This window comes from Actinomadura litoris, assembly GCF_009733595.1.
Classification (GTDB): domain Bacteria; phylum Actinomycetota; class Actinomycetes; order Streptosporangiales; family Streptosporangiaceae; genus Spirillospora; species Spirillospora litoris.
Map to the genome: position 1 here is coordinate 360,903 of NZ_WOFH01000004.1, position 24,605 is coordinate 385,507.

Consider the following 24,605-nt stretch of genomic DNA (forward strand, 5'->3'; position numbering starts at 1 on the left):
GACCGATGGCCGACACGCTCGACGGCGCCGCCGTCGCCGACCGGTTGCGCGCGCTGCCCGCCTGGACGCGGGACGGCGCGGAGATCAGCAGGGAGGTGCGGGCCCCCTCGTTCCTGGCCGGGATCGACCTGGTCGGGGCCGTGGCCCGCGCCGCCGAGGACGCGGACCACCATCCCGACATCGACATCCGGTGGCGGACGGTGCGGTTCGCGCTCACCACGCACAGCGCGGGCGGCCTCACCGCCCGCGACTTCGACCTGGCCGCCGTGATCGACCGGCTGGCGGGCGAGCACGGCGCGGAGTAGCCCCCCGCACGGTGGCCGCGGGCCGGCTCGGAGGGCGGGTCGGTGGGCGGGTCGGCGGGCGGGTCAGTGGGCGGAGAAGCCGCCGTCCACGAAGACCGCCTGCCCGGTGACGTAGCCGGAGGAGGGGCCGGCGAGGAACACCGCCGCGCCGGCGAAGTCCTCGGCGAGGCCGTTGCGGCCCGTCAGGGTGCGCGCGGCGAGCTCCTTCACGCGGTCGGGGTCGTCGGCGAGGCGGCGGTTCAGCGGCGTCATCACGAACCCGGGGACGAGGGTGTTGGCGGTGACGCCGCGTCCCGACCACGCCTCGGCCTGGGAGCGGGCGAGCGCGACGAGGCCGGCCTTGGACACGCCGTAGGCGCCGCTGGTGAAGGACGCGCGGAACGCCTGCTGGGAGGCGATGTGGATGAGCCGCCCGTAGCCGCGTCCGGCCATGCCGGGGGCGAAGCGCTGGCCGAGCAGGAACGGGGCGTCGAGGTTGACGGCCATGGTGGTGTCCCAGTCCCGCGGGGTGAGGTCGTCCATCGGGGGGCGCAGGTTGATCCCGGCGGCGTTGACGAGGATGTCGGGCTCCCCGAACGCGGCGGCGGCCTCCTCGGCGGCGCGGTGGACGGCCTCGCGCGAGCCCAGGTCGGCGCTGACCCAGGCGGCGCGGCGGCCGTGGGACTCCAGGGCGGCGGCGGTGGCGGCCAGCTCGTCCTCGCGGCGCGCGACGAGCACGACGGACGCGCCGCACCGGGCGAGGGCCTCGGCGATCGCGCGCCCGATGCCCGAGCTGCCGCCGGTCACGACCGCGACCCGGCCCTCCAGCGCGAACAGCCCGGTCAGGTAGGCGGTGTCATGATCCATGGCGGTGAGCCTACGGCGCGGGCCGGTGGGCACGTTCGGCCAGGTCGCGGCGCAGGAACGCGGCGGTGACCGAGTCCGGGTCGGCCAGCAGCGCGGCGGGGGTGCCGGCGAACACGACCCGGCCGCCGTGCCGGCCGCCGCCGGGGCCGAGGTCGAGGACCCAGTCGGCGTGCTTGACGACGTCCAGGTCGTGTTCGACGACGATGACGGTGTTGCCGGCGTCCACGAGCCGGTCCAGGAGGGCCAGGAGCGTGCCGGTGTCGGCGGGGTGCAGCCCGGTGGTGGGCTCGTCCAGGACGTAGACGGCGCCGGTGCGGTGCAGGTGGGCGGCGAGCTTGAGGCGCTGCCGTTCGCCGCCGGACAGGGTGGTGAGGGGCCGCCCGAGCGCGAGGTAGGGCAGCCCGACCTCGATGAGGGCGCGCAGCCGCGCCGCGACGGCGCCGTCCGGCGCGTCGCCGGCGAAGAAGTCCAGGGCCTGCTCGGCGGTCATCGCCAGGATGTCGACGATCGTCGCGCCGCGGAGCGTGTGGGCGAGGGCCTCGGGGCGGTAGCGGGTGCCGCGGCAGGTCTCGCAGGTGGTGGTGACGGGGTCCATGAACGCCAGGTCGGTGACGATGAGGCCGTTGCCGTCGCAGGCGGGGCAGGCGCCCTTGGAGTTGTGGCTGAACAGGCCCGGGTCGGCGCCGGTGGCCTTGGCGAACAGGCGGCGGACGGTGTCCATGACGCCGAGGTGGGTGAGGGGGCTGGAGCGGCGGGACGCGGCGATCGCGCCCTGGTCGACGACGACGGCGCCGTCGTGGCGGGCGGCGAACTCCTTCATCACGAGGGTGCTCTTGCCCGATCCCGCGACGCCGGTGACGGCGGTGAGCACGCCGGTGGGGAACCGGGCGGTGACGTCCCGCAGGTTGTGGGTGCGGGCGCGCTCGACGGTCAGCCACCCGGCGGGGGCCCGGAAGGCGGCCTTGACGGGCGCGGCGCCGCGCAGGTGGCGCCCGGTGACGGTGTCGGCGGCGCGCAGGTCCGCGACGGTGCCGGCGAACACGACCCGGCCGCCGTGGGCGCCGGCGCCGGGCCCCATGTCGACGACGTGGTCGGCGACGCGGATGACGTCGGGGTCGTGCTCGACGACCAGCACCGTGTTGCCCTTGTCGCGCAGCCGCGCCAGCAGGCCGTTAAGCCGGTCGACGTCGCGGGGGTGCATGCCGGCGCTGGGCTCGTCGAAGATGTAGGTCAGGCCGGTGAGGCTGGAGCCCAGGTGCCGGACGACCTTGAGCCGCTGCGCCTCGCCGCCCGACAGCGTGCGGGTCTCGCGGTCCAGGGTGAGGTAGCCGAGGCCGATCTCCTCCAGCCGCCGCAGCCGGGTGGTCGCGGCCTCGGCGACCCGCGCGGCGACCGGGTCGGTGATCTCGGTGAGCGTCCGGGCGAGGTCGGCGACCTCCATGCGGGCGAGGTCGGCGATGGTGCGCCCGTCGATCCTGGAGGCGAGCGCGGCCGGGTTGAGCCGCGCGCCGCCGCACGCGGGGCAGGGCAGCGCGCGGGTGACCCTGCGGGCGGCCTCGCGGGTGCGGCCGGTGAGGGTGTTCAGGTCGCGCCGGATGTAGAGGCGTTCGAACCGCTCGGCCAGGCCCTCGTAGGCGTTGTGGCCGAGGGACCCGGTGCGGTTGCGGCGGCGGACGCGGAACCCCTTGCCGTGCAGGAGCGTGTCCCATTCCTCGGGGGTGAAGTCGCGGAGCGGCTTGTCGGGGTCGAACAGCCCGGACTCGGCGTAGAGCTGCCACACGAACGTCCCGACGGCGAACGGCGGGAAGTTCACCGCGCCCTCGTTGAGGGTCCGGTCGGTGTCGAGGAAGGCGTCCAGGTCGAGGCGGACGACCGTGCCGAGGCCCTCGCAGTCGGGGCACATGCCCTGCGGGTCGTTGAAGGAGTAGGCGGCGGCCTCCCCGGCGGAGGGGGTGCCGTGCCGGGAGAACAGCACCCGCAGGACGGCGTGGATCTCGCTGATGGTGCCGACGGTGGAGCGGGCGTTGCCGCCGATGGGCCGCTGGTCGACGATGACGGCGGGGGCGAGGTGCTCGATGGCGTCGGCGTCGGGCCGCTCGTGCTTGGGCAGCCGGTCGCGGACGAACCAGGTGTAGGTCTCGTTGAGCTGCCGCTGCGCCTCCACGGCGACGGTGCCGAACACCATCGAGGACTTGCCCGATCCGGACACGCCGGTGAACACGACGATCCGCTCCTTGGGGATCCGCAGCGAGACGTCCTTGAGGTTGTTCTGCCGGGCCCCGGTGATCACGATGCTGCCTGCGCTCATGCGGCCCAGGCTAGGAGCCAATGAGGTCAGGTTCTGGCCGCATTGTCGGCCATACTGGTGAGCGTGACCGACACCACCTCCGGCGCCGCCTCCGCTTCCGCTACCACCACGGGCACCGCTTCCGCTCGGCTGCTGCACCTGCTGTCGCTGCTCCAGGCGCGGCGGGAGTGGACGGGCCCGGAGCTGCGGGAGCGGCTCGGGGTGAGCGCCCGCACCGTCCGCCGGGACGTGGAGCGCCTGCGCGCCCTCGGCTACCCGGTGCTGGCCACGCTCGGCGCCGCGGGCGGCTACCGGCTGGAGGCGGGCACCGCGATGCCGCCGCTGCTGCTGGACGACGAGGAGGCCCTGGCGATCGCGGTGGGGTTGCGCGGCGCGGCCGGGGGCGCGGTCGCGGGGATCGAGGAGTCCTCCGTGCGGGCCCTGGCGAAGCTGGAGCAGGTGCTGCCCGAGCGGCTGCGGCGCCGGGTGAACGCGCTGCACGCGGCGACGACGCCGCTGACCGGGCCGCCCGCCGGCCCGGTGGTGGAGCCCGCGACGCTGACGGTGCTGGCCGCCGCGTGCCGGGACCGCGAGCGGCTGCGGTTCGGGTACCGCGACCGCGACGACACCGCCTCGGCCCGGCTGGTGGAGCCCTACGGGCTGGTGTCGGCGGGGCGCCGCTGGTACCTGGTCGCGTGGGACACCGGGCGCGAGGGGTGGCGGACGTTCCGCGTCGACCGGATGGGCGATCCGCGCGGGACGGGGGTGCGGTGCCCGCCGCGCGAGCTGCCCGCCCCCGACGCGGCCGCGTTCGTGACGCGGTCGCGGGCGGGGGACCGTCCCGTCCGGCGGGCGGTGCTGGTGGTGCACGCCCCGGCCGAGGAGCTGATCGACCGGTTCCGGGTGAGCGGCGCGGAGGTCGAGGCCGTCGACGAGCGCACCTGCCTCCTGCGCACCGAGCCCGACTCGCTGGAGTGGACGGCGCTGCGCGTCGCGTTCCTGGACCTGGAGTTCGAGGTGCGGGAGCCGCCGGAGCTGGCCGCGCGCCTCGCCGACCTGGGGCGTCGCCTGCTCCGCGCGGCCGGGGAGTGACCCCGGCGGCGGGCGGGTGGCGGCCCCTGCGGCGGCCCTGGCGCGTTCCGGTGCGAGGATGGGAGCCGTGACCGAGGAGATCGACGCGCGCGGGGCGGCGGGGCGGCCCACGCCGGGAACGCAGTCGGTGGACCGTGCCGTCGCGGTGCTGCGGTCCTTCGAGGGCGCGGCGCGGCAGACGCCGACGGAGGTCGCGCACCGGCTCGGCCTGTCGGTCAGCACCGCGCACCGGATCGTCCGGGCCCTGTACGACACGGGGATGCTCGGCCGGGACGCCCAGACCGAGCGGTACTTCCTCGGCCCGACCACCGCGATCCTCGGGCGGCTGGCGCTGGAGCGGATGGGCACCACGCTGCTCCAGCCGGAGCTGACCGCGCTGCGGGACGGGACGGGCGAGGCGGTCAGCCTGGGCGTGCGGGTGGGCGACGAGGTCGCGGTCCTGCTGCACCTGCCCTCGACGCATCCGCTGCGCTACGACCAGCCGCCGGGGGCCCGCAACCCCATCCACGGGTGCGCGATGGGCAAGGCGCTGCTGGCGTTCGCCGACGGGGCCGGCGACGCCGGCGGGGCCGAGGGGGGCGTGGCGATGGAGGAGCCCTACCGCCGCTACACCCCCGCGACCCTCACGACCCGCGCGGCGCTGGAGGAGGATCTGGCGCGCGTCCGCGAGCGCGGCTACGCGGTCAACGAGGAGGAGCGCCTCATCGGTGTCCGCGCGGTCGCGGCGCCGGTGCGCGACGGGGCGGGCCGGGCGTTCGCGGCGGTGGCGCTGCAGGGCCCGGCGGTGCGTTTCGGCCCGGACCGCATGCCCGGCCTGGCCGAGGCGGTGCTGGCGGCGGCGGGCCGCCTGACCGCGCTGCACCGGCACCTGCCCGGCGCCTGAGGCCGCATGCGGGTCGCCTGAGGGGCGGGCCGCTCGCATGCCATCGCGCGGGCGGAGTTCTTACAAGGTTCGAACAAGGAGCGCCGCCGGGCCGTCCAGGGCCGCCGCGCGGGGGCGCCGCGTCCTAGTTTCGTCGGCATGAACGTACTGCTCACCGGGTCGGCCGGTTTCATCGGTTCGCACATCGCCGAGGCGCTGGCCGCCTCGGGGCACCGGGTCCGGGGCCTGGACCTCCGGCCCGACGGGCTCGGGGACGCGCCGGGCGACGTCCGCGACGCCGCCGTGGTCGCGCGGCGGCTGGCGGGCGTGGACGCGGTGTGCCACCAGGCGGCCATGGTGGGCCTCGGCGTGGACGCCTCCGACCTGCCCGCCTACACCTCGGCGAACGTGCAGGGGACGGCGGTGCTGCTGGCGGAGATGGCCCGCGCGGGGGTGCGGACGCTGGTGCTGGCGTCCTCGATGGTGGTGTACGGGGAGGGGGCCTACGCCTGCCGCAGGCACGGGCGGGTCCGGCCCGGACCGCGGCCGGAGGAGGCGCTGCGGGCGGGGCGGTTCGAGCCGCCGTGCCCGGTGTGCGGGAGCGCCCTCCAGGCGGGGGCGGTCGGTGAGGAGACGCCGCCCGACCCCCGCAACGTCTACGCCGACACCAAGCTCGCGCAGGAGCATCTGGCGGCGTCGTGGGCGCGGATGGCGGGCGGGTCGGTGGCGGCGCTGCGGTACCACAACGTGTACGGGCCGCGGATGCCGCGCGACACCCCCTACGCGGGCGTCGCGGCGCTGTTCCGGTCGCGGCTGCTGGCGGGGGAGGCGCCGCTGGTGTTCGAGGACGGGGCGCAGCGCCGCGACTTCGTGCACGTCCGCGACGTCGCCCGCGCGAACGTGCTGGCGCTGGAGCGGCTCGCGGAGGCGCCGCCGGGCGGGGCGCGCGCCTACAACATCGCCAGCGGCGGGCCCCGCACGGTCGGGGAGATGGCGGCGGCGCTGGCGGGCGCCCTGGGCGGCCCGGCGCCGCGGGTGACCGGCGGCTACCGGCTGGGGGACGTGCGGCACATCGTGGCGCGGCCCGACCGCGCGCGCGACGAGCTGGGGTTCGGCGCGTCGGTGGCGTTCGCGGACGGCGTCGCGGAGTTCGCGCGGCAGCCCGTCACGAGTTCGTAAGGGTCGTTCCGATGTCACCGAAAGTAGCGTCAAGCCCGTGATCGATGTGGTGCTTCCCTGCCTCGACGAGGCCGAGGCGTTGCCCTGGGTGCTGGCGCGGATGCCGGACGGCTTCCGTGCGCTGGTGGTCGACAACGCCTCCACCGACGACTCCGCGCGCGTGGCCGCGGACCTCGGCGCGCGGGTCGTCCCGGCCCCGGTGCGCGGGTTCGGCGCGGCCTGCCACGCGGGGCTGCTGGCGGCGACCGCCGAGATGGTGTGCGTGATGGACGCCGACGCCTCGCTGGACCCGGCGGACCTGCCCCGGCTGGTGGCCGCGCTCGCCGACCTGGGGGCGGCGGGTGCGCCGGCGCTGGTGCTGGGGCGGCGGCGGCCGGTGGGGCGCGGCGCGTGGCCGCCGCACGCGCGGCTCGGCAACGCCGTCCTGGCGCGGTCGCTGAACCGGCGGGCCGGGACGCGGCTGCGCGACCTCGGGCCGATGCGCGCGGCGCGCCGCGCGGACCTGCTCGCGCTGCGGCTGGCCGACCGCCGGTTCGGGTACCCGCTGGAGATGGTGCTGCGCGCGGCCCGCGCGGGCTGGCGCGTCGCCGAACTGGACGTGCCCTACCGGCCGCGGACGGGGACCTCGAAGGTGACCGGCACGGTCGGCGGGACGGTGCGCGCCGTCCGCGACATGCGGCGGGTGCTGGCCGAGGCGGCCTCGTGAGCGCGCCGGCCACCGGAGCGGCCGATCTGCTCGTCATCGCCAAGGAGCCGGTCGCGGGCCGGGTCAAGACGCGCCTCACCCCCGCCTACACGCCGGCGGAGGCGGCGGCGCTGGCGGGGGCGGCGCTGCGCGACACCCTCGCGGCGGTCGCGGCGGCGCGGGCGGGGCGGCGGACGCTGGTACTGGAGGGTGCGCCGGGGCCGTGGCTGCCGGAGGGGTTCGCGGTGTGCGCGCAGCGCGGCGGCGGGCTGGACGAGCGGCTCGCGCACGCGTTCGCCGACGCGGACGCGGGCCGTCCGCTGGTGCTGGTGGGGATGGACACGCCGCAGGTGACGGCCGCGCTGCTGGAGCGGGCGTGCGCCGCGCTGGCGACGCACGGGGCGGTGTTCGGACCGGCGGCCGACGGCGGGTTCTGGCTGCTGGGGCTGCGCCGCCCGGACGCCTCGCTGCTGCGCGGGGTGCCGATGTCGCGCGCCGACACCGGGGCGGCGGTGCTGGGCCGGTTGCGCGCGGCGGGGCTGCGGACGGCGGTCCTGCCGGTGCTGACCGACGTGGACACCCCCGCCGACGCCGCGGCGGTCGCGGCGGCGGCGCCGGGCGGGGAGTTCGCGGCGGCGGTGCGGGCGCTCGGGACCAGGCTCGGGACGAGGCGCGGGGTCGGGCCCGGGGCCGGGCTCGGGGGCAGGACGGTCCCGGCGTGATCGGCGAGCTGTATGAGGAGGCGCTGCGGGGCGGGGCGCGGGTGGAGATCGAGCACGCCGACGGGCGGCGCCGCCCGCTGCCGGTGTGGGAGTGGCTGGCGCCGCGTCCGGGCGACGCGGGGCTGCTGCGGCGGTGCGCGGGCGCGACGCTGGACGTGGGGTCGGGGCCGGGGCGGCTGACGGTGGCGCTGGCCCGCCGGGGCGTCCCGGTGCTGGGCATCGACGTCGCGCCCGCCGCCGTGGCGCTGACGGTGGCGGCGGGCGGTCCGGCGCTGTGCCGGGACGTGTTCGGGCGGGTGCCGGGCGCGGGCCGCTGGGAGACGGTGCTGCTGGCCGACGGGAACGTGGGGATCGGCGGTGACGCCGAGGCGCTGCTGCGCCGGGTGGCGGCGCTGCTGGCGCCCGGCGGCCGGATGCTGGTGGAGGTGGACCCGCCGGGCGGCGGCGCGCGCGTCGAGCCGCTGCGGCTGCGTTCGGGCCGGTCGGTCGGCGAGTGGTTCGCGTGGGCGCACGTCCCGGCCGACGCCGTCGCGGGCTTGGCGGCCGCGTGCGCGGTGCGGGTGGCGGAGGTCTGGGAGGAGTCGGGCCGGTGGTTCGCCACGCTGACCCGCTGACCGGGCGCGCCTCCGCACCGGCCGCGCGGCGCCGCCCGTCGCGGCGCGCCGTGCGGGCGGGGGCGGTGGTCGTGTGGGCGGCGGGGATCGCGGCGGCGTTCGCCGTCGGCTGGCACCTGCGGCGCGCGGGACTGGCCACCGAGGACGCGTTGCCGCCGCTGCACGCGCGGTTGCGGGACCGTCCGCCGACCTGGGGGATGCTGCCCGCGCTGGCGGTGGCGGCGGCCGGGGTGGCGGTGCTGCCCGCGCTGGTGTCACGGCTGCCGTGGCGGGCGCTGCCGCCGGTCGCGTGGGCGGGCGCGGCGCTGTGGGCGGTGGCGCTGGCGGTGGCCGACGGGCCGGGCGCGCTGTCCGGGCCGCTGGACGCGCCGACGGAGTACCCGGCGGGGCTGGCGCAGCTGCGTCCCGACCCGGCGGAGTGGCTGCGGACCTTCACCGAGCGGCTCGGCGGCTACACCACCCATGTGCGGGGGCATCCGCCGCTGCCGATGCTGGTGCTGTGGCTGCTGGAGCGGGCGGGCCTGCCCGGGACGGGCTGGGCGGCGGCGCTGGTGATCGCGGCGGGGTCGTCGGCGGCGGCGGCGATCGCGGTGACGGTGCGGGAGCTGGCGGGCGAGCGGGCGGCGCGCGCGGCGGTCCCGTTCCTGGTGCTGGCCCCGCTGGGGGTGTGGGTCGCGACGTCGATGGACGCGCTGTTCCTGGGCGTGGGCGCGTGGGGGACGGCGCTGACCGCGCTGGCGGCGCGGCGGCGTCCGGCGCGTCCGGGGGCGCGGGTGGCGGCGGCGGTGGGCGCGGGGCTGCTGCTGGGCTGCCTGCCGTATCTGAGCTACGGGCTGCTGCCGCTGTTCGCGGTGCCGGCGGCGGTGCTGCTGTCGGCGCGTCCCCGCCCGGTGGTGCTGGCGGCCCTCGGCGCGGGGCTGGTGGTGGTGCCCGCGGCGCTGACGGCCGGGGGGTTCTGGTGGCCCGACGGGGTCCGCGCGACGCTGGACACCTACCTGGTCAGCCGGGGGTCGGCGCGGCGCTCCTACGGCTACTTCGTGTTCGCGGACCTGGCGGTGCTGGGGCTGCTGGTGGGCCCGGCCGTCGCCCACGCGCTACCGGACGCGGTGCTGGACGCGGTGGCGGCGGTGCGGCGGGCGGCGCGGGCCCTGAGGTCTGCGCCGTCGCCGTCGCCGTCGCCAGCGCCGGGGCCGGGGCCGGGCGCGGCGCTGCCGGTGTGCGCGGCGCTGGTGGGGATGCTCGCGCTGGACCTGTCGGGCGTCACCAAGGGCGAGGTGGAGCGGATCTGGCTGCCGTTCGCGGCGTGGACGCTGGCCGCCGCGTCCCTGCGGGGGCCGCGGTCGCGGTGGTGGCTGGCGGCGCAGGCGGCGACGGCGCTGGCCGTCCAGGCGCTGGTGCTGTCGCCGTGGTGACCCTCGGCGGCACGGTCGGCGAAAAAAGTTCCGGCGGGGATGTCGATCGGGGCGGGGCCCGCGCGACGCGTCGGTGAAAGCCGATGAGACACCTCGCACGAAGGGACCACGACCATGGCCGCCATCTCCTCCTCCACCCCCGCCACCACCCCCGCCTCCTCACCGGCCACCACGCGGGGCGGGCGCCGGACGCTGCGCAGGGTCCTGTGGGGCGCGCAGATCCTGCTCGCGGTGTTCCTGTTCGCCGGGTCGGCGCTGCCGAAGTTCGCCGGGCAGGCCGAGGCCGTCCGGACGTTCGAGGAGATCGGCTGGGGCCAGTGGTTCCGGTACGTGACGGGCGCGGTCGAGGCGGCGGGGGCGATCGGGCTGGTGGTGCCCCGGCTGGCGGGCCTCGCGGCGGTCGGGCTGATCGGTCTGATGGCGGGGGCCGCGGCGACGCAGCTGCTGGTGCTGTCGGCGCCGTGGGCGGCGCTGCCCGCCGCGTTCGCGGTGGTGTTCGCCGTGATCGCGTGGGACCGCCGCGCCGAGACCGGCGCGCTGCTGCGCGCGCCGCGCCGCTGAGCCGGAAGCGGCCCGGAGCCGGCGGCTCCGGGCCGCCCCGGCCCGCGGGGTCAGGTCGGGGGCCAGGTGATGAGCGTGCGGCCCCAGGTCACGCCCGCGCCGAACCCGGCGAGCAGGACCAGGTCGCCGCCCTTGAGGCCGCGGGCGCGGACGGCGGCGTCCAGGGCATGGGGGAGGCTCGCGGCGCCGATGTTGCCGGCGTCGCGTCCGGCGATGGCGAGTTGCTCAGGCTCCAGCCCGGCCTCGGCGGCCAGCGAGGCGACCAGCCGGGGGTTGGGCTGGTGGGGGACGACCAGCGCGAGGTCGGCGGGCTTGACCCCGGCCTCCTCGCACGCCTCGGCGACCAGCCGGGGGAAGATCTCGGTGATGAAGCCGCGGACGGCGCGGGCGTCCATGCGGATGGTGTGGCCGAGCCCCGCGAGGGTCTCGGGCGCGGCGGGGGCGCGGCTGCCGCCAGCGGGGATGAGGACGTCGCCGGCGTGCGTCCCGTCCGAGCCGAGGGTGATCGGCCCGATCCCGTACGGGCCGGGGGCGGGGCCGATGACGGCGGCGGCGGCGCCGTCGCCGAACAGCGCGGAGGTGGCGCGGTCGGCGGGGTCCAGGAACCGCGAGTACACCTCGACGCCGACGACCAGCGCGTAGGGGGCGGCGCCGCGCTGGGTGGACAGCCATCCGACGGCGGCCTGGAGCCCGTACACGAACCCGGTGCAGGCGGCGGAGACGTCGAAGGCGGCGGCCCGCCCGGCGCCGAGCAGCGCCTGGACGCGGCAGGCGGTGGAGGGCCCGAGTTCGTCGGGGGTGGAGGTGCCGAGGACGATGAGCCCGAGGTCGCCGGGGGCGAGCCCGGCCCGCTCCAGCGCGCGGCGGGCGGCGGCCGCGGCCAGGTCGGAGGCGGCCTGCCCGGGCGCGGCGACGCTCCGGGAGCGGATGCCGGTGCGGCTCTCGATCCAGTCGGGGGGCAGGCCCAGCGCGCGGGCGATGCCGTCGCTCTCCACGCGGCGGGAGGGCAGGTAGGAGCCGGTGCCCCGGATCGCCCATCCCGTGCCGGGGGTTTCGGTCCGCCGCGGCTCCGTCCTGGGGGGAGGGCTCTGCGCGCCCTCCGGAACGGCCATGTCGGTTCGCAGCCGCGGGCCGGTCTGCTTCCAGGTCATGCGTCGCTCCCCTCCACCGGCGCGGGGCCGGTGGCCGTGGCGGGCCGGTCGGCCTGGCGTCGCAGGGGCGCGCCGCCGGGCGCCGCGCGCACGTGCCGCCCGCCGCGCTATCGGCGCGTGCGGCGTCGCATGCTGACGCGACCGACGGTTGCCAGACCGATCCCACGAGTGAATAATCCCATTTCAGGGTTTTTGTTCCATATCAAAATTGTTCAGCGGCCTTTATCCGGAAAGAAAAGCGAGCCTTCCTTTCAGGTAAGGAGACCCCGGGTGCCTGTGTCCTTCCGTCCGGCCGAGGAGCTCAAGCCCGACGACGTCTGTGCCTTCCTGTTCGCCGGCACCGGCTCGGCGGGTGTACCCGACCTGGTCTCGCCCACCCGCTGGTCCCCGGCCGCCGCCCGCGCGGTCGAGGACGTCCTGGACGCGGTGCAGGAGGGCCTGCCCCGCACGGGGTGGCCGTCGCTGCGCGCGATCCTGCTGGAGAACCCCGGCGGCTACCGGGCGGCGGCGCGGGCGCCGGGCGTCGCGCAGCTGTGCGGGTACGCCGCCTCGGTCGCGGTCGACCGGGCGCTGCGGACGGGCGGGATCCAGCCCGGCCACGCCGTCGGGCAGAGCTTCGGGGAGATCGCCGCGCTGGTGTGCGCGGGGGCGTTCGCGATCGCCGACGGCGCGCGGATGGCGGTCGCGCTGGTGGAGGTGCTCGCGCGGCACGGCGCGGGCGGCGGCATGGGGATGCTGGAGGCCGGCGAGGAGGCGACCCGCGCCGTCATCGCGGCGGCGGACGCGCCGGAGGTCGTGGTGGCGTGCCTGAACGCGCCGGAGGTGACGGTGGTCAGCGGCCCCGACAAGCCGCTGGAGGCGGTGCTGGCGGAGGCGGCGCCGCGGGGGGTGCGGGCCGTCCGGCTCGCGGTGCCCTACCTGTCGCACCATCCGGCGATGGCGGGCGCCGACGAGGAGTGGTACGCGGCGATCCGCGGGTTCCCGCAGCGGCCCCTGCGGGTGCGGGTGCACTCCCCGGTGCGGGGCCGCGCCTACACCGACGCCGACGACCTGCACCGGGCGCTGGCCGACTGCGTCGTCTCGCCGGTGCGGCTGCCGGAGGCGCTGCGCGCCGTCCACGCCGCCGGCGCGACGGTGTTCACCGAGGCGGGGCCGGGCAGCGCGCTGTGCCGGTGCGCGCGGCTGTCGGTGCCGGACGCGCGGACCCTGGCGCCGCTGCGCGAGCGCCCCTCCGCCGGGCGGCCGGCGGCCCCGCCGTCCGGCGCGGCGGGGGCGTCCCCGGCCGAGGGCAAGTCGGCGGCGGGCATCTCCCCGGCGCCCGGACGCGAGGGGGAGCTCCACGATGGCCACTGATCCCGGCGCGGGCACCGGCGCCGGCCTCGGGCTGCGGGAGTTCGTGCGCGGCACGGCGGCGCTGGACGACGCGGCGCGCGCGTGGCTGGCCGAGGCCGTCCCCCCGGACTGCTTCGGCTACCCCTCCGGGCTGACCGCCGACGAGCGGCTCGCCCTCACCTACGCGCGGCTGCGCCGCGCCGGGCGGGCCGCGCCGCCGGCCGCCGCGCTGCTGGCCGACCCGCCGGCGCTGTGCGGGCTGCTGGAGCGCGCCGCGATCGCCGACCCGGCGCTGTTCCACGTCATGCTGCTGCACTACACGCTGGCGCTGGGCCCGATCATGCGGTTCGGGGAGGGGCGGGACGGCCCGGAGGGCCCGGGGGGCCAGGGGGGCCCGGCGGAGGCGCGCGCGGCGCTGGAGTCGATGGAGGCGTTCGGGACGCTGCTGATGACCGAGGTGGGGCGCAGCAACAGCCACCTGTCGCCGCGCACGACCGCCCGGCACGACCCGGCGACCGGCGGGTTCGTGCTGAGCACCCCCGACGCGGCGGCGGCGAAGTTCCCCACCAGCGCGGGCCATCCCGGCGTCCCCAAGGTCGCGGCGGTGTACGCGACGCTGGTGCACGCCGGGGTCGAGCGCGGGGTGTTCGTGTTCGTGGTGCCGCTGCGGGGGCCGGGCGGCGAGGTCCCCGCCGGCGTCCGGGTCGTCGCGGCGCCCGAGACCAGCGGGCTGCGGGTCGACTACGCGGCGGTGCTGCTGGAGGACCTGCACGTCCCCTACGGGGCGTGGCTGCGCGACGGCGCCCGCATCGACGGCGGCGCCTTCCACGATCCGGCGGGGTCGGCGGCGGCGCGGCTGACGCGGTCGATGGGCATCGCGCCGCCGGTGTGGCGGGCGGTGATCTCGGCGTCGGCGGCGGTGGCGCGGGCCTCGGCGGGGACGCTGCTGGCGCACTCGGCGGGGCGGGGCACGCTGGGGCGGCTCGGGCCGCGCCGCCCGCTGACCGACTACCGCAACCAGCGGGAGGCGGTGCTCGGGGCGCTGGCCTCGGCGTACGCGCTGACCGCCGTCGCGGGGCACGTCAAGGCGCGGCCGGCGGCGGCGCCCGCGCCGGGCGGGCCGGGCACGGCGTGGGCGCCGTGGTCGGCGGTCGACCGGGACCTGGCGCTGCTGAAGGTCGCGGCGACCGTCCAGGCGCAGGAGACGGTGTCGCGGTGCCGGGTGCACAGCGGCGCGCCGGGGTTCGCGGCGGTGGAGCGCCTCAACGCCTACCGGGGCCTCACCCACGCCTACCTGAACGCCGGCGGCGACAACGAGCTGATCCTGTACGACACGGCCCGGGCGATGGCGGCGCTGGACCGCTACACCCCGCCCCCCGCGCGACCCGGACCGCCCGGCGGCGGGGACCTGGAGTCGCCGCGGACGTGGCTGTCCCTGGCGGGCGAGGTCGAGCGGCGGCTCCGCGACCGCCTCGCGGACCGTGTGGAGGCCGCGCGTAAGGCGGGGGCCGACGACTTCGCCGCCTGGAACGACAACCTGGCGCTGGCGGCGCGGACGGCGCGGGCGTGCGCGGACCGGACGGTGCTGGAGATCGTGGCGGGCGCGGCGGAGTCGGGCCCGCCCGCGCTGCGGCGGACGCTGGCCCTGTACGCGCTGGACTGGCTGGAGGGCCGCGCCGGGGACCTGCTGAACGAGGGCGTGGCGCGGCCGGGGGTGCTGGAGGAGGCGGCGGAGGCGCGGCGGCGGGTCGGCGACGCGCTCGCGCCGGACGCGGCGGAGCTGGCGGCGGCGCTGGAGCTGCCCTCCGAGGTCACCGCGCCGCCCGCGGCCTTCACCGGCGCGGGCGGCCCGGGGGGCGGCTGACAGGGGAAGACGCCGGCGCCACGCCGGGAGTTCGGAAAGGATGCGGGGGAACCCGCGCAGGGTGGCTACCGTTCTCGTTACAGAGCGCGCGGGTGAAGGGCATCCGCGACGCGCGATACGGAGGTAGGCACAGTGGGAGTCAGTCTGAGCAAGGGCGGCAACGTTTCGTTGACGAAGGAGGCTCCCGGACTGACCGCCGTCGTGGTGGGTCTGGGCTGGGACGTGCGCACCACGACCGGAACCGACTTCGACCTCGACGCCAGCGCCCTGCTGTGCTCGGCGGAGAACAAGGTCCTTTCGGACCAGCACTTCGTGTTCTTCAACAACCTCAAGAGCCCCGACGGCTCGGTCGAGCACACCGGCGACAACCTCACCGGTGAGGGCGAGGGCGACGACGAGCAGATCAAGGTGGGGCTGACGAGCGTCCCCGCCGAGGTCGCCAAGATCGTGTTCCCGGTCTCCATCTACGACGCCGACGGCCGCCAGCAGAGCTTCGGGCAGGTCCGCAACGCGTTCATCCGGGTGGTGAACCAGGCCGACAACAACGAGATCGCACGGTATGACCTGTCGGAGGACGCCTCGACCGAGACCGCGATGGTCTTCGGTGAGCTGTACCGCAACGGCGCGGAGTGGAAGTTCCGCGCGGTGGGCCAGGGCTACGCGTCGGGTCTGGCGGGCATCGCCTCCGACTTCGGCGTGAACGTCTGAGGCGCCCGGGGCCCGGGGCGGGGCGTGTGAGGACCGCCGGGACGGGATGAGCGCCGGGGCGCCCGGGTCCTTTCGGGGACCCGGGCGCCCCGTCCTCATCGGGCCGGTTCCGCCCTTGCGCCGGGGACGACGGCCATCGCCTCGATCTCGACGAGGAAGTCGTCGCGGACGAGGCGGGGCACCTCGATGAGCGAGGCGGCGGGCGACACCCCGGCGGGCAGCACCTCCATGCGGACGGCGCGGACGACGCCGACCCGGCGCGCGTCGCGCAGGAAGTAGCCGAGCCGCACGACGTGCTCCCACCCGGCGCCCGCGGCGGTGAGCGCGGCGTGCAGGTTGGCGAACACCTGCCGGGTCTGGGCCTCCAGGTCGCCGGGGCCGACGAGCTCGCCGGCGGCGTCCAGGGGGATCTGGCCGCTCAGCACGACCAGCCGGGCGGGCAGGTCGGCGGACACGGCGTGGCTGTAGCCGGGCCCGGGCGCGAGGTCGGGGCTGTCGATGTCGCGGATTCCGGTCCCGGCGCGGGGGCCGCTGTCGTCGCTCACCCGGTCACGGTACCGGCCGGTGATCGTCACCTGCGACAATGGGGGCATGACCGAGCGCGGGCCGATCGACTACTGGCTGACCGACATGGACGGGGTGCTGGTGCACGAGGGGCGGCCGGTGCCGGGCGCCGAGGAGTTCGTGCGCCGCCTGGCGGCCTCGGGCAAGCCGTTCCTGGTGCTGACCAACAACTCGATCTACACCAGGCGGGACCTGTCGGCGCGGCTGGCGGCGCTGGGGCTGGAGGTGCCGGCGGGGTCGATCTGGACCTCGGCGCTGGCCACGGCGCGGTTCCTGGCCGACCAGCGCCCGCAGGGGTCGGCGTATGTGATCGGCGAGGCGGGGCTGACGACGGCGCTGCACGAGGCCGACTTCGTCCTCACCGACATCGACCCCGACTACGTGGTGCTGGGCGAGACCCGCACCTACAGCTTCTCGCAGATCACGCGGGCGATCCGGCTGATCGAGGGCGGCGCGCGGTTCGTGGCGACCAACCCCGACCCGGTCGGCCCGTCGCCGGAGGGGTCGCTGCCGGCGTGCGGCGCGGTCGCCGCGATGATCACGCGGGCGACGGGGGTGGAGCCCTACTTCGTCGGCAAGCCGAACCCGCTGATGATGCGGACGGCGCTGAACGTGGTCGGCGGGCACAGCGAGCGCACCGCGATGGTCGGGGACCGGATGGACACCGACATCGTCGCGGGCGTGGAGGCGGGGCTGGAGACGATCCTGGTGCTGACCGGGGTGACCCGCAAGGAGGAGGTCGAGCGGTTCCCGTTCCGGCCGTCGCGGGTGGTGCCGTCGATCGCGGACGTGATCGACCTGGTCGGAGCCTGATCCGCGGCCCCGGCGGGCCTGGCGGTCCGTCCCGGCGGCGTGTGCCGGGGGTGTCCTGTCCCGGGGTGGTTTGGGCGGCCCGTGGTCGGCTAGGTTCCCGCGTGGTTCATCGATTCGCGCCGGGGCGCGTCTCGGGGGCGGGCGGGGGGACGGCGGCGCGGGCCGCCGGCGGGTGACCGCGCCGGTGCCCTCGCGGGGCGGTTCCGGTGCCCGACGCCGATCCGGGGAGCCGTGCGGAGGTCCAGCGATCCGTCTCATGCGCGCCATGGCCGATGGCGGGCCCGCTGGAGTGCCCGCCGGCGGGTGCGGTGGCTGGCGCCGGGCGCCGTCGTGGTGCTGCTGGGCGGCGACGCGGCGTTGACGGTGCCCGCCGGGGATCCGGTCAGAGTCCGGCCCGCCCTTTCCGGGCACGGGCTGGGGGACGCGGTGTCGGCGCTGGCGGCGGACCCGGCCGCGGCGGGTCCGGTGGTGAACGGGCGGCGGCAGCCGGTGCGGGTGCGGGTCCCGGAGTCGGCGGCCGGGTCGTACGCGCGGGTGCCGGGGACGGCGGCGCCGCCGGCGGGGGCGCGGGGGACGCTCGTCCGGTACGGGGTGGAGGTGGAGCGGGGGCTGCCGCTGGACGGCGCGGAGTTCGCGGCGGAGGTGCACCGGGTGCTGAACGATCCGCGCGGGTGGGGGCACGGCGGGGTGATGCGGTTCGAGCGGGTGGCGGGCGGTCCGGTGCGGTTCCGGGTGGCGCTGTCGAGCCCGGCGATGACCGACCGGATGTGCGCGCCGCTGGTGACGGGCGGGGAGCTGTCGTGCGGGCACGGGGACCGCTCGGTGATCAACGCGCGCCGGTACGGGGAGGGCGCGGCGTCCTACGGCGCGGACCTGGCGTCCTACCGGGAGTACCTGATCGGCCATGAGGTGGGGCACGCGCTGGGGCACGGGCACGCGGGGTGCCCGGGGCGGGGGCGGCGGGCGCCGGTGATGGTGCAGCAGAGCAAGTCGCTGTACGGGTGCCGCGCGAACCCGTGGCCGCACCCCGACTGATCACGGGGGGTCGGGCGGGGCGGGGTGCGGGGCCTAGACTCGGTGCGACCATGCGCATGATCAAGAGTGCGGGCTCGCGTGAGCTGGAGGTCCGCAGGTCCCGGTTCGTCTGCACGCTCGCCCGGGTGGGCGGCGAGGCGGAGGCGGTGGAGTTCCTGGCGGCGCATCGGCGGGCGCACCGGGACGCGACGCACAACTGCACCGCCTACGTGGTGGGCGAGCGCGGGGAGATCGCCAAGAGCAGCGATGACGGGGAGCCGGCGGGGACGGCGGGGATCCCGATGCTGGAGGTGCTGGTGCGGCGGGGGCTGACCGGCACGGCGGCGGTGGTGACGCGGTACTTCGGCGGGGTGAAGCTGGGCGCGGGCGGGCTGGCGCGCGCCTACGGGCAGGCGGTCGCGGACGCGGTCGACGCGGTGGGGGTGGTGGAGCTGCGCCCGGTGGTGACGGTGACGGTGGAGGTGGAGCACGCGCTGGCGGGGCGTTTCCTGGGTGACCTGCACGGGCGGGGGCTGCGTCCGGGGGACGTCCGCTACGGGGCGGGGGTGGAGGCGGACGTGGTGGTGCCGGTGGAGGGGGTGGGGGCGTTCGAGGCGTGGGCGGCGGAGGCGACGGCGGGGCGGGCGCGGGTGCGGCGGGGCGCGCCGGGGTTCGTGGAGGTGCCGGTCACCGGTTGAGCCGGCTCGGCCGTCCCGCTGCCGGGGGTACCGCCGGTCAGGCGGTCTGGCGGGGGGCGGTGGCGCGGAGGCGGCGGAGCATGCGGGCGTCGGCGAACCCGACGGCGTGGGCGGCGGCCTCGGTGGTGGCGCCCTGGGAGATGAGGTGCTCGGCGCGTTCCAGGCGGAGTTCTTGCTGGTAGCGCAGGGGGGTGCGGCCGGTGGCGGCGGTGAAGCGGCGGCTGAGGGTGCGTTCGCTGACGCCGGAGGCGGCGGCGAGGTCGGCCAGCGGCAGCGTGCGCGTGTAGCCGGTGTCGATGAGGTCCTGGGCGTGGTGGACGGTGTCGCTGAGGTGGGCGCGGTGCCGGAGCATGGCGCTGGCCTGGGGTTCGTCGCCGTTGCGGCGGGCGTAGACGACCATGGCGCGGGCGATGCGGGCGGCGGTGCGGGGGCCGTGCCGGGCGGCGGCCAGGTGCAGGGCGAGGTCGATGCCGCTGGCGATGCCGGCGGAGGTGACGACGCGGTCGTCGGTGACGTAGAGGACGTCGCGGATGACGGTGGCGCGGGGGTGGCGGCGGGCCAGGACGTCCTGGAGGCGGTGGTGGGTGGTGCAGCGGCGGCCGTCCAGGAGCCCGGCGTGGCCGAGGGCGAACGCGCCGGCGCAGACGCTGGCGACCAGGCCGCCGGCGGCGTGGTGGGCGGCGATGCGGGCGGCGGTGCGCTCGCCGACGGGCGGGGTGTGGGGGGCGCCCGGGTCCTGGTGCCAGCCGGGGACCAGCAGGATGTCGTCGCTGGTGAGGCGGGGCCAGTCGGTGGTGGCCTGGACGGTGAGGCCCTGGGCGGTGGGGACGCCTTCCTGCTCGGCGTGGTAGGTGAGCCGGTAGGGGTGGCCGGCCTGGGCGGCGGTGGAGAACACCTGCGCGGGCCCGGCGAGGTCGAGCAGGTGCAGCCCGGGGACGAGCAGGAAGGCGATCTGGTTCACGATCCGGTCATTCTAGCCGGTGAAGGAGGCGAGGGTCGCGATGGTCGCGAACCGTCCGGCGAGGGCGTACTCGGTGCGGGCGATGATCTGGTCGGTGGGCAGGGTGGCGGGGTCGGCGAGGACCTCGGCGAGGGGGCGCCCGGCGGGGGCGTCGCGGTGGGGGATGGGGAAGGTGGCGGTGGCGTCGGTGACGAAGGTGACGCCGTAGCCGAGGTCGGCGGCCAGGCGGGCGGTGGTCTCGCAGCACTGCTCGGTCTGGATGCCGGAGATGACCACTTCGCGGACGCCGTGGGAGGTGAGGAGCTGCTGGAGCCCGGTGGTGGTGAAGGCGTTGCGGGAGGTCTTGGTGAGGACGGGTTCGCCGTCGCGCGGCTCCAGGCCCTCGATGAGGCGGACGTGGCCGGAGGCGGGGTCGAAGGGGCTGCCGGTGCCGGGGTCGGCGTGCAGGATCCACACGACCAGGTCGCCGGCGGCGCGGGCGGCCTCGACCAGCCGGGCGGTGCGCTCGGCGATGTCGGGGGCGGACACCGCCTGCCACAGCTCGCGGCGGCGGAAGGACTCTTGGACGTCGATGACGAGTAGCGCTCGGTTCATACCGGTCATCCTGCCGGGCGGGCAGGGGCGCGCGGCAGGCACCATCACGGCGTGATGCGGAACGATCCGGTCAGGACCGACCCCGGGCCGAGGGGCGCGGCGCGGGGGCGTCGGGGCGTATCGCGGGGTGTATCGCGGGTGTATCGAAAGGCGCATACGCCGCCGCAACGCCCCGGCGGCTTCAGTGGTGGCGCGGGCCGGGACGGCCCGCGCCGGGGCGGCGCCCCGGCGGCGGAAGGTGATCACGAGAGGGTGTGCGTCGTGGTGTTGGGGAAGGTTCGTCGGCCGTTGGGGAGGGCGGGTCTGGCCGCCGGTGCCGCCGTGGTGATGGCGGCGCCGGCGGGGACGGCCTCCGCCGCGCCCCCGGCGCGGGTGGGGGACGTGCAGGCGGCGCTGGAGGAGGCGGCGAGGACCCCGGGGGTGGTGGGCGTCGTCGGCGCGGCCTACGTCGACGGGAGGCTGGCGGGGCAGGGCAGCGGCGGCTCCCGGCTGCTGGACGGGAAGGGCGGGCGGATCCCGCCGGGCGCCCGGTTCCGGATCGGGTCGCAGACCAAGGAGATGGTGGCGACCGTCGTGCTGCAACTGGTGAAGGAGGGGCGGCTGGGCGTGGACGACAAGCTCGCCGACCTGCTGCCGGTGGTGGTGGAGAAGGACCTGGTGGCGCGCGCCGAGGACATCACGGTGCGGCAGATGATCCGGCACACCTCCGGCATCCCCGACTGGTACGCCGCCAAGCCGAACCCGGACGGCAGCGAGGGGGAGGAGCCGGCGTTCGACGTGTTCGACTTCACGACGAACTACTCGCCGCTCGACATCGTGGGCTGGAGCCGGGGCCGCCCCCGCACGGGCGAGCCGGGCGAGCGGTACGCCTACTCCAACACCAACTACACCCTCCTCGGGATGATCATCGAGCGGGTGACGGGCCGGGACCTGGCGACCGAGATGCAGGGCCACCTGTTCGGGCCGCTGGGGATGACCCGGACCTACCTGCCGCTCAAGCCGCCGGAGGGCATCCGGGGGCCGCACGGCCACGGCTACTATCCCGACGCCGACGGCCGGCTGCGCGATGTGGACCGGTTCAACGCCAGCATCGCCGGGGCGGCGGGCGGGGTGGTCTCCACCGCGCGCGACATGAGCGTCTACAAGCGGGCGTTCGTCCAGGGCAGGCTGCTGCCGCCGGAGCTGCAGCGCGTGCTGACCGACCGGCTGCCCGGCGGCGGCGGCCTGGCCCCCCAGGGCGCCCAGGGCGCCCTGGGGGGCCGGGGGCTCGCGGGCGGGGACCTGTGCGGCACGTTCAAGGTCATGGGCGGGACCACCGCCGGCTACCTGGCGATGACCTTCTACTCCGATGACGGCCGCCGCGAGTTCGCGGTGTCGCTGACGTTGAGCGGCAAGGACATCAGCCGGGCGGGCCAGGCGGCGGGCACGGCGATGGAGCGGGTGTTCTGCCCGTCCTCGTGACGGCGTCCGCCTTGGGGGTGTCCTGGGCCGGTCGTCTGGCTCGTCCGGCTCGCCTGGCGCGCGGGGGCGCGGACGGTCGGCCCGGGGCGCCGACCCCATTGGAAAGATCTTGGACGGGGGTGGGAAAGACCGGTTTGTTCGGGCATGTCCCGGGGTGAGGGGGACGGGTCGGACTGGGGGGATCGGTATGGGCGAGGTGGCGGACTCCTGCGCCTCGGGCGTGAGCCTGGGGGTGGAGGAGGAGTTCCTGCTGGTGGACGCGGTGACGGGCGAGAGCGTTCCGGGGGCGGAGGGGGTGCTGGCGCGGGCGCGGCGGCACCGCTGGGCGCGGACGGGCGGGTCGTTCCAGACCGAGTTGCTCACCTCGCAGGTCGAGGCGGCCACGGGCGTGTGCCGGGACGTGCCGGGGCTGGCGGCGCAGCTGCGGTTCGGGCGTGCGCGGCTGGCGGAGGCGGCGCGGGCGGGCGGGATGCGGCTGGTGTCCTCGGGTGCGCCGGTGCTGGGCGGGGCGGCGCCGCCGCCGTCGCCGGGCGAGCGGTTCGCGCGGATCACCGCCGCCTACGGCACGGTGATCGCCGACTACCAGGCGTGCGGCTGCCACGTCCACGTGGGCGTCGCGGACCGGGAGGCGGCGGTGGCGGTGGTGAACCATCTGCGTCCGTGGCTGGCGCCGCTGCTGGCGCTGTCGGCGAACTCGCCGTTCCAGCGCGGCCGCGACTCCGGGTACGCCAGCCACCGGCTGGTGGAGCTGGCGCGGTTCCCGGGGGCGGGTGTGCCGCCGTGGTCGGCGTCGGCGGCCGACCACGACCGGCGGGTGGCGGTGCTGGTGGAGTCGGGGGTGCTGGTGGACCCGGCGATGACGTTCTGGCTGGCGCGCCCGTCGCCGCGGTGGCCGACGGTGGAGGTGCGGGCGGCCGACGCGGCGGCGACGGCGGACGAGGCGGCGTTGCAGGCGGCGCTGGTGCGGGGGCTGGTGGGCGCGGCGCTGGCGGACCTGTCGGCGGGGCGGGAGGCGCCGCGGTTGGACGAGCAGGTGTGCGCGGCGGCGCTGTGGGGCGCGGCGCGGCACGGTATGGACGGCCCGGCGCTGGACCCCTTCACCGGGCGGGCGGTGCCGGCGTGGCGGCTGCTGGGGGACCTGGTGGCGCGGGCGGCGCCGTCGCTGGCGCGGACCGGTGACCTGGCGTGGGTGCGGGCGGCGGTGGAGGCGGTCCGGCGGGAGGGGACGGGCGCGCGGCGGCAGCGGCGGGCGGCGGCGCGGGGGCGGCGGGCGCTGCTGGAGGCGCTGGCCCGCGACACCGAGTCGGGCGTGCTGCCCTACCCGTCGCCGGGGGCGCCCGATGGCGGGGCGGGCGCGGCCCGGGGCGGCCCCTTGGAGGCGGCCGCGGTCGTTCCCGGCGCGGTCGGGCCGGTCGGGGACGCGGCGCAGGACCGGGGCGGCCTCCCCTGACCGTCCCCGCCCGAATACGGCGGGCCGCGCGGCGGGGTCGGCGGGGTCAGCCGCCGAGGATGTCGAGGCTGTCCAGGGCGACGTCGAGGCGCTGGGCGAGGCGTTCGAGCTGCTCGTCGTTGGCGCCGGTGTCGAGTTCGGCGATGACGGCGTCCCGGGTGGTGATCACCAGGACGTCGTCGGCGTCGGCGTCCGCGGCGGTGGCGGAGGGGACGACGGCGGGGCGCCCGGCGAGCAGGACGAGGGCGGCGCCGCGGTCGGTGGAGGCGAGCAGGGCGTGCAGGTGGGCGGGCGTGATCATGGGCATTGGGCGGCCTCCTCGTGCTGCGTGGCTGCGGATCGCGGGTGTGTCGGGTTGTGGGTGGTGTCAGGGGCGGCGGCGGAGGGCGGTGGAGATCTCGTGGGCGCGGGCGGGTCCGCTGGTGTCGGGGGACAGGGGCGGGGTGTCGCGTCCGGCGCCGGCGCGCAGGCCGTCCAGGAACTCGGCGATGGCCTCGCGGGAGGTGTGCCGCGGGGTCCAGCCGAGTTCGTCGCGGGCGCGGGCGGTGTCCATGACGGGGACGCGGAGCGCGAGGTCGAGGAGGCCGGGGGAGGCGGGGACCAGCCGCAGGGCCCAGGCGGCGGCGAGCGCGGCGCGGACGCCGCGGGCGGGCAGCCGGACGGGTCGGGCGTCCAGCAGCCCGGCGAGTTCGGTGGCGTCCAGGACGGGGTCGGCGGCGATGTTGAAGGCGCCGCGGGCGTCGCCGAGCGCGGCGAGCGCGAACGCCTCGCCCGCGTCGGCGGAGTGGAGGGCCTGGAGGCGCATGCCGGGCAGGTCGGGGACGAGGGGGATGAGGCCGGGCCGGACGAGGCGGCCGGGCAGCAGCGGCCCGGCGAACAGGCGGCGCTGCTGGGCGGCGGTCTGGCGTTCGAAGATGAATCCGGGGCGGATCCGCACGACGCGCCGGTCCGGGTGGCGGGCCTGGTGGGCGTCCAGGAGCCGTTCGACGTAGGCCTTCTCGCGGCTGTAGGCGGCGCCGGGCCAGCCGTGGGTGGGCCAGGACTCGTCGACGGCGCGGTCCTTGGGGCCGGGGGAGTAGGCGCCGACGGAGGAGGAGTAGACCAGGGCGGGGACGTCGGCGCGGGCGGCGGCCTCGAACACGCGGGCGCTGCCGACGGCGTTGGCGTCCCAGGTGACGGGGGGCCGGTGGGTGGGTTGGAACAGCCACGCCAGGTGGATCAGGACGTCGGCGCCGCGCAGCAGGGGGACCAGGTCGGTGTCGGTGATGTCGGCGCGTTCCCAGGTGGTCTTGGGGGCCTCGCGGTGGGGGAGGCGGCGCGCGATGCCGGTGATGGCGGTGACGCGCGGGTCCGCGGCGAGCGCGGCGAGCGTGCTGGTCCCGATGTTGCCGGTGGCGCCGGTGACGACGACCCGCATGGTGAACTCCCCC

The 24,605-nt window shown here is 77.3% G+C and carries 25 protein-coding genes; 17 read left to right on the plus strand and 8 right to left on the minus strand.

Going from position 1 to position 24,605, the window contains the following annotated elements:
- Nucleotides 1–5: 5 nt before the first annotated feature.
- Entirely contained in the window at nucleotides 6–305 is a 300-nt protein-coding gene (locus tag GNZ18_RS13045) for a 4a-hydroxytetrahydrobiopterin dehydratase (protein WP_156216580.1), read from the plus strand.
- Between the two features lie 63 nt (nucleotides 306–368).
- On the opposite strand, the gene GNZ18_RS13050 is transcribed toward GNZ18_RS13045, so the two are convergent.
- Nucleotides 369–1,151 (minus strand): SDR family NAD(P)-dependent oxidoreductase, encoded by a 783-nt coding sequence (locus GNZ18_RS13050; RefSeq protein WP_156216582.1) that lies wholly within the window; start codon nucleotides 1,149–1,151, stop codon nucleotides 369–371.
- Between the two features lie 10 nt (nucleotides 1,152–1,161).
- Complete coding sequence (locus GNZ18_RS13055) at nucleotides 1,162–3,459, minus strand: ATP-binding cassette domain-containing protein (protein WP_156216584.1); 2,298 nt, start codon at nucleotides 3,457–3,459, stop codon at nucleotides 1,162–1,164.
- A gap of 63 nt (nucleotides 3,460–3,522) precedes the next feature.
- On the opposite strand from GNZ18_RS13055, the gene GNZ18_RS13060 reads away from it, so the two are divergent.
- The 8 genes from GNZ18_RS13060 (at nucleotide 3,523) to GNZ18_RS13095 (ending at nucleotide 10,565) form a co-directional block, all read left to right on the plus strand.
- Nucleotides 3,523–4,530 (plus strand): helix-turn-helix transcriptional regulator, encoded by a 1,008-nt coding sequence (locus GNZ18_RS13060; protein WP_312874473.1) that lies wholly within the window; start codon nucleotides 3,523–3,525, stop codon nucleotides 4,528–4,530.
- A 67-nt stretch (nucleotides 4,531–4,597) separates the two neighbouring features.
- Nucleotides 4,598–5,413, plus strand: coding sequence for an IclR family transcriptional regulator (locus tag GNZ18_RS13065; RefSeq protein ID WP_173390755.1), 816 nt, complete (start codon nucleotides 4,598–4,600; stop codon nucleotides 5,411–5,413).
- Nucleotides 5,414–5,551: 138 nt separating this feature from the next.
- Nucleotides 5,552–6,571 carry an NAD-dependent epimerase/dehydratase family protein gene (locus GNZ18_RS13070; RefSeq protein ID WP_156216588.1) on the plus strand — a complete coding sequence of 340 codons (1,020 nt, stop codon included), beginning with the start codon at nucleotides 5,552–5,554 and terminating at the stop codon, nucleotides 6,569–6,571.
- 37 nt (nucleotides 6,572–6,608) lie between these two features.
- Complete coding sequence (locus GNZ18_RS13075) at nucleotides 6,609–7,277, plus strand: glycosyltransferase family 2 protein (protein ID WP_312874474.1); 669 nt, start codon at nucleotides 6,609–6,611, stop codon at nucleotides 7,275–7,277.
- Complete coding sequence (locus GNZ18_RS13080) at nucleotides 7,274–7,978, plus strand: TIGR04282 family arsenosugar biosynthesis glycosyltransferase (protein WP_312874475.1); 705 nt, start codon at nucleotides 7,274–7,276, stop codon at nucleotides 7,976–7,978. The genes GNZ18_RS13075 and GNZ18_RS13080 overlap by 4 nt, the downstream gene beginning before the upstream one ends.
- Entirely contained in the window at nucleotides 7,975–8,592 is a 618-nt protein-coding gene (locus GNZ18_RS13085) for a class I SAM-dependent methyltransferase (RefSeq protein ID WP_312874476.1), read from the plus strand. The genes GNZ18_RS13080 and GNZ18_RS13085 overlap by 4 nt, the downstream gene beginning before the upstream one ends.
- Nucleotides 8,568–10,004, plus strand: a complete 1,437-nt coding sequence (locus tag GNZ18_RS13090) for a hypothetical protein (RefSeq protein WP_156216591.1) — start codon at nucleotides 8,568–8,570, stop codon at nucleotides 10,002–10,004. The genes GNZ18_RS13085 and GNZ18_RS13090 overlap by 25 nt, the downstream gene beginning before the upstream one ends.
- Before the next feature lie 114 nt (nucleotides 10,005–10,118).
- On the plus strand, nucleotides 10,119–10,565 hold the full coding sequence (locus GNZ18_RS13095) for a DoxX family protein (RefSeq protein WP_156216593.1): 447 nt from the start codon (nucleotides 10,119–10,121) through the stop codon (nucleotides 10,563–10,565).
- Nucleotides 10,566–10,615: 50 nt separating this feature from the next.
- On the opposite strand, the gene GNZ18_RS13100 is transcribed toward GNZ18_RS13095, so the two are convergent.
- Nucleotides 10,616–11,716: a 3-oxoacyl-ACP synthase III family protein gene (locus GNZ18_RS13100; RefSeq protein WP_246249733.1), complete on the minus strand. Its 1,101-nt coding sequence runs from the start codon at nucleotides 11,714–11,716 to the stop codon at nucleotides 10,616–10,618.
- Nucleotides 11,717–11,986: 270 nt separating this feature from the next.
- Between GNZ18_RS13100 and GNZ18_RS13105 the strand changes: the two genes are divergently transcribed.
- From GNZ18_RS13105 to GNZ18_RS13115, 3 genes are all read left to right on the plus strand, one after another.
- Nucleotides 11,987–13,069, plus strand: a complete 1,083-nt coding sequence (locus GNZ18_RS13105; protein ID WP_312874477.1) for an ACP S-malonyltransferase — start codon at nucleotides 11,987–11,989, stop codon at nucleotides 13,067–13,069.
- Nucleotides 13,059–14,912, plus strand: coding sequence for an acyl-CoA dehydrogenase (locus tag GNZ18_RS13110; RefSeq protein WP_156216598.1), 1,854 nt, complete (start codon nucleotides 13,059–13,061; stop codon nucleotides 14,910–14,912). Before GNZ18_RS13105 ends, GNZ18_RS13110 begins: the two co-directional genes overlap by 11 nt.
- 132 nt (nucleotides 14,913–15,044) lie before the next feature.
- Nucleotides 15,045–15,620, plus strand: a complete 576-nt coding sequence (locus GNZ18_RS13115; protein ID WP_214619328.1) for a TerD family protein — start codon at nucleotides 15,045–15,047, stop codon at nucleotides 15,618–15,620.
- Nucleotides 15,621–15,715: 95 nt separating this feature from the next.
- Here the strand turns inward: GNZ18_RS13115 and GNZ18_RS13120 are convergent, their stop codons facing one another.
- Entirely contained in the window at nucleotides 15,716–16,165 is a 450-nt protein-coding gene (locus GNZ18_RS13120) for a RidA family protein (protein ID WP_216651271.1), read from the minus strand.
- Between the two features lie 46 nt (nucleotides 16,166–16,211).
- Here GNZ18_RS13120 and GNZ18_RS13125 point away from each other — a divergent pair, with 46 nt between their 5' ends.
- The 3 genes from GNZ18_RS13125 to GNZ18_RS13135 all read left to right on the plus strand — a co-directional run bounded on the left by GNZ18_RS13125 (nucleotide 16,212) and on the right by GNZ18_RS13135 (nucleotide 18,709).
- Nucleotides 16,212–16,997, plus strand: coding sequence for an HAD-IIA family hydrolase (locus GNZ18_RS13125; protein WP_156216603.1), 786 nt, complete (start codon nucleotides 16,212–16,214; stop codon nucleotides 16,995–16,997).
- Nucleotides 16,998–17,300: 303 nt separating this feature from the next.
- Nucleotides 17,301–18,032 carry a DUF3152 domain-containing protein gene (locus GNZ18_RS13130; protein ID WP_312874478.1) on the plus strand — a complete coding sequence of 244 codons (732 nt, stop codon included), beginning with the start codon at nucleotides 17,301–17,303 and terminating at the stop codon, nucleotides 18,030–18,032.
- Nucleotides 18,033–18,082: 50 nt separating this feature from the next.
- Nucleotides 18,083–18,709 (plus strand): IMPACT family protein, encoded by a 627-nt coding sequence (locus GNZ18_RS13135; RefSeq protein ID WP_156216605.1) that lies wholly within the window; start codon nucleotides 18,083–18,085, stop codon nucleotides 18,707–18,709.
- Between the two features lie 37 nt (nucleotides 18,710–18,746).
- Here GNZ18_RS13135 and GNZ18_RS13140 read toward each other — a convergent pair whose 3' ends face one another.
- Together GNZ18_RS13140 and GNZ18_RS13145 are read right to left on the minus strand one after the other, a co-directional pair.
- Nucleotides 18,747–19,670 (minus strand): GlxA family transcriptional regulator, encoded by a 924-nt coding sequence (locus GNZ18_RS13140; protein ID WP_214619325.1) that lies wholly within the window; start codon nucleotides 19,668–19,670, stop codon nucleotides 18,747–18,749.
- A gap of 12 nt (nucleotides 19,671–19,682) precedes the next feature.
- On the minus strand, nucleotides 19,683–20,264 hold the full coding sequence (locus tag GNZ18_RS13145; protein WP_156216607.1) for a cysteine hydrolase family protein: 582 nt from the start codon (nucleotides 20,262–20,264) through the stop codon (nucleotides 19,683–19,685).
- 288 nt (nucleotides 20,265–20,552) lie between these two features.
- Here GNZ18_RS13145 and GNZ18_RS13150 point away from each other — a divergent pair, with 288 nt between their 5' ends.
- Nucleotides 20,553–21,725, plus strand: coding sequence for a serine hydrolase domain-containing protein (locus tag GNZ18_RS13150; RefSeq protein WP_173390756.1), 1,173 nt, complete (start codon nucleotides 20,553–20,555; stop codon nucleotides 21,723–21,725).
- A 187-nt stretch (nucleotides 21,726–21,912) separates the two neighbouring features.
- Nucleotides 21,913–23,175: a carboxylate-amine ligase gene (locus GNZ18_RS13155; RefSeq protein ID WP_156216612.1), complete on the plus strand. Its 1,263-nt coding sequence runs from the start codon at nucleotides 21,913–21,915 to the stop codon at nucleotides 23,173–23,175.
- A 46-nt stretch (nucleotides 23,176–23,221) separates the two neighbouring features.
- On the opposite strand, the gene GNZ18_RS13160 is transcribed toward GNZ18_RS13155, so the two are convergent.
- Complete coding sequence (locus tag GNZ18_RS13160) at nucleotides 23,222–23,482, minus strand: hypothetical protein (RefSeq protein ID WP_156216614.1); 261 nt, start codon at nucleotides 23,480–23,482, stop codon at nucleotides 23,222–23,224.
- A 60-nt stretch (nucleotides 23,483–23,542) separates the two neighbouring features.
- A complete protein-coding gene (locus GNZ18_RS13165; protein ID WP_156216616.1) occupies nucleotides 23,543–24,592 on the minus strand; it encodes an NAD-dependent epimerase/dehydratase family protein in 1,050 nt (349 codons plus the stop codon).
- Nucleotides 24,593–24,605: the final 13 nt, after the last annotated feature.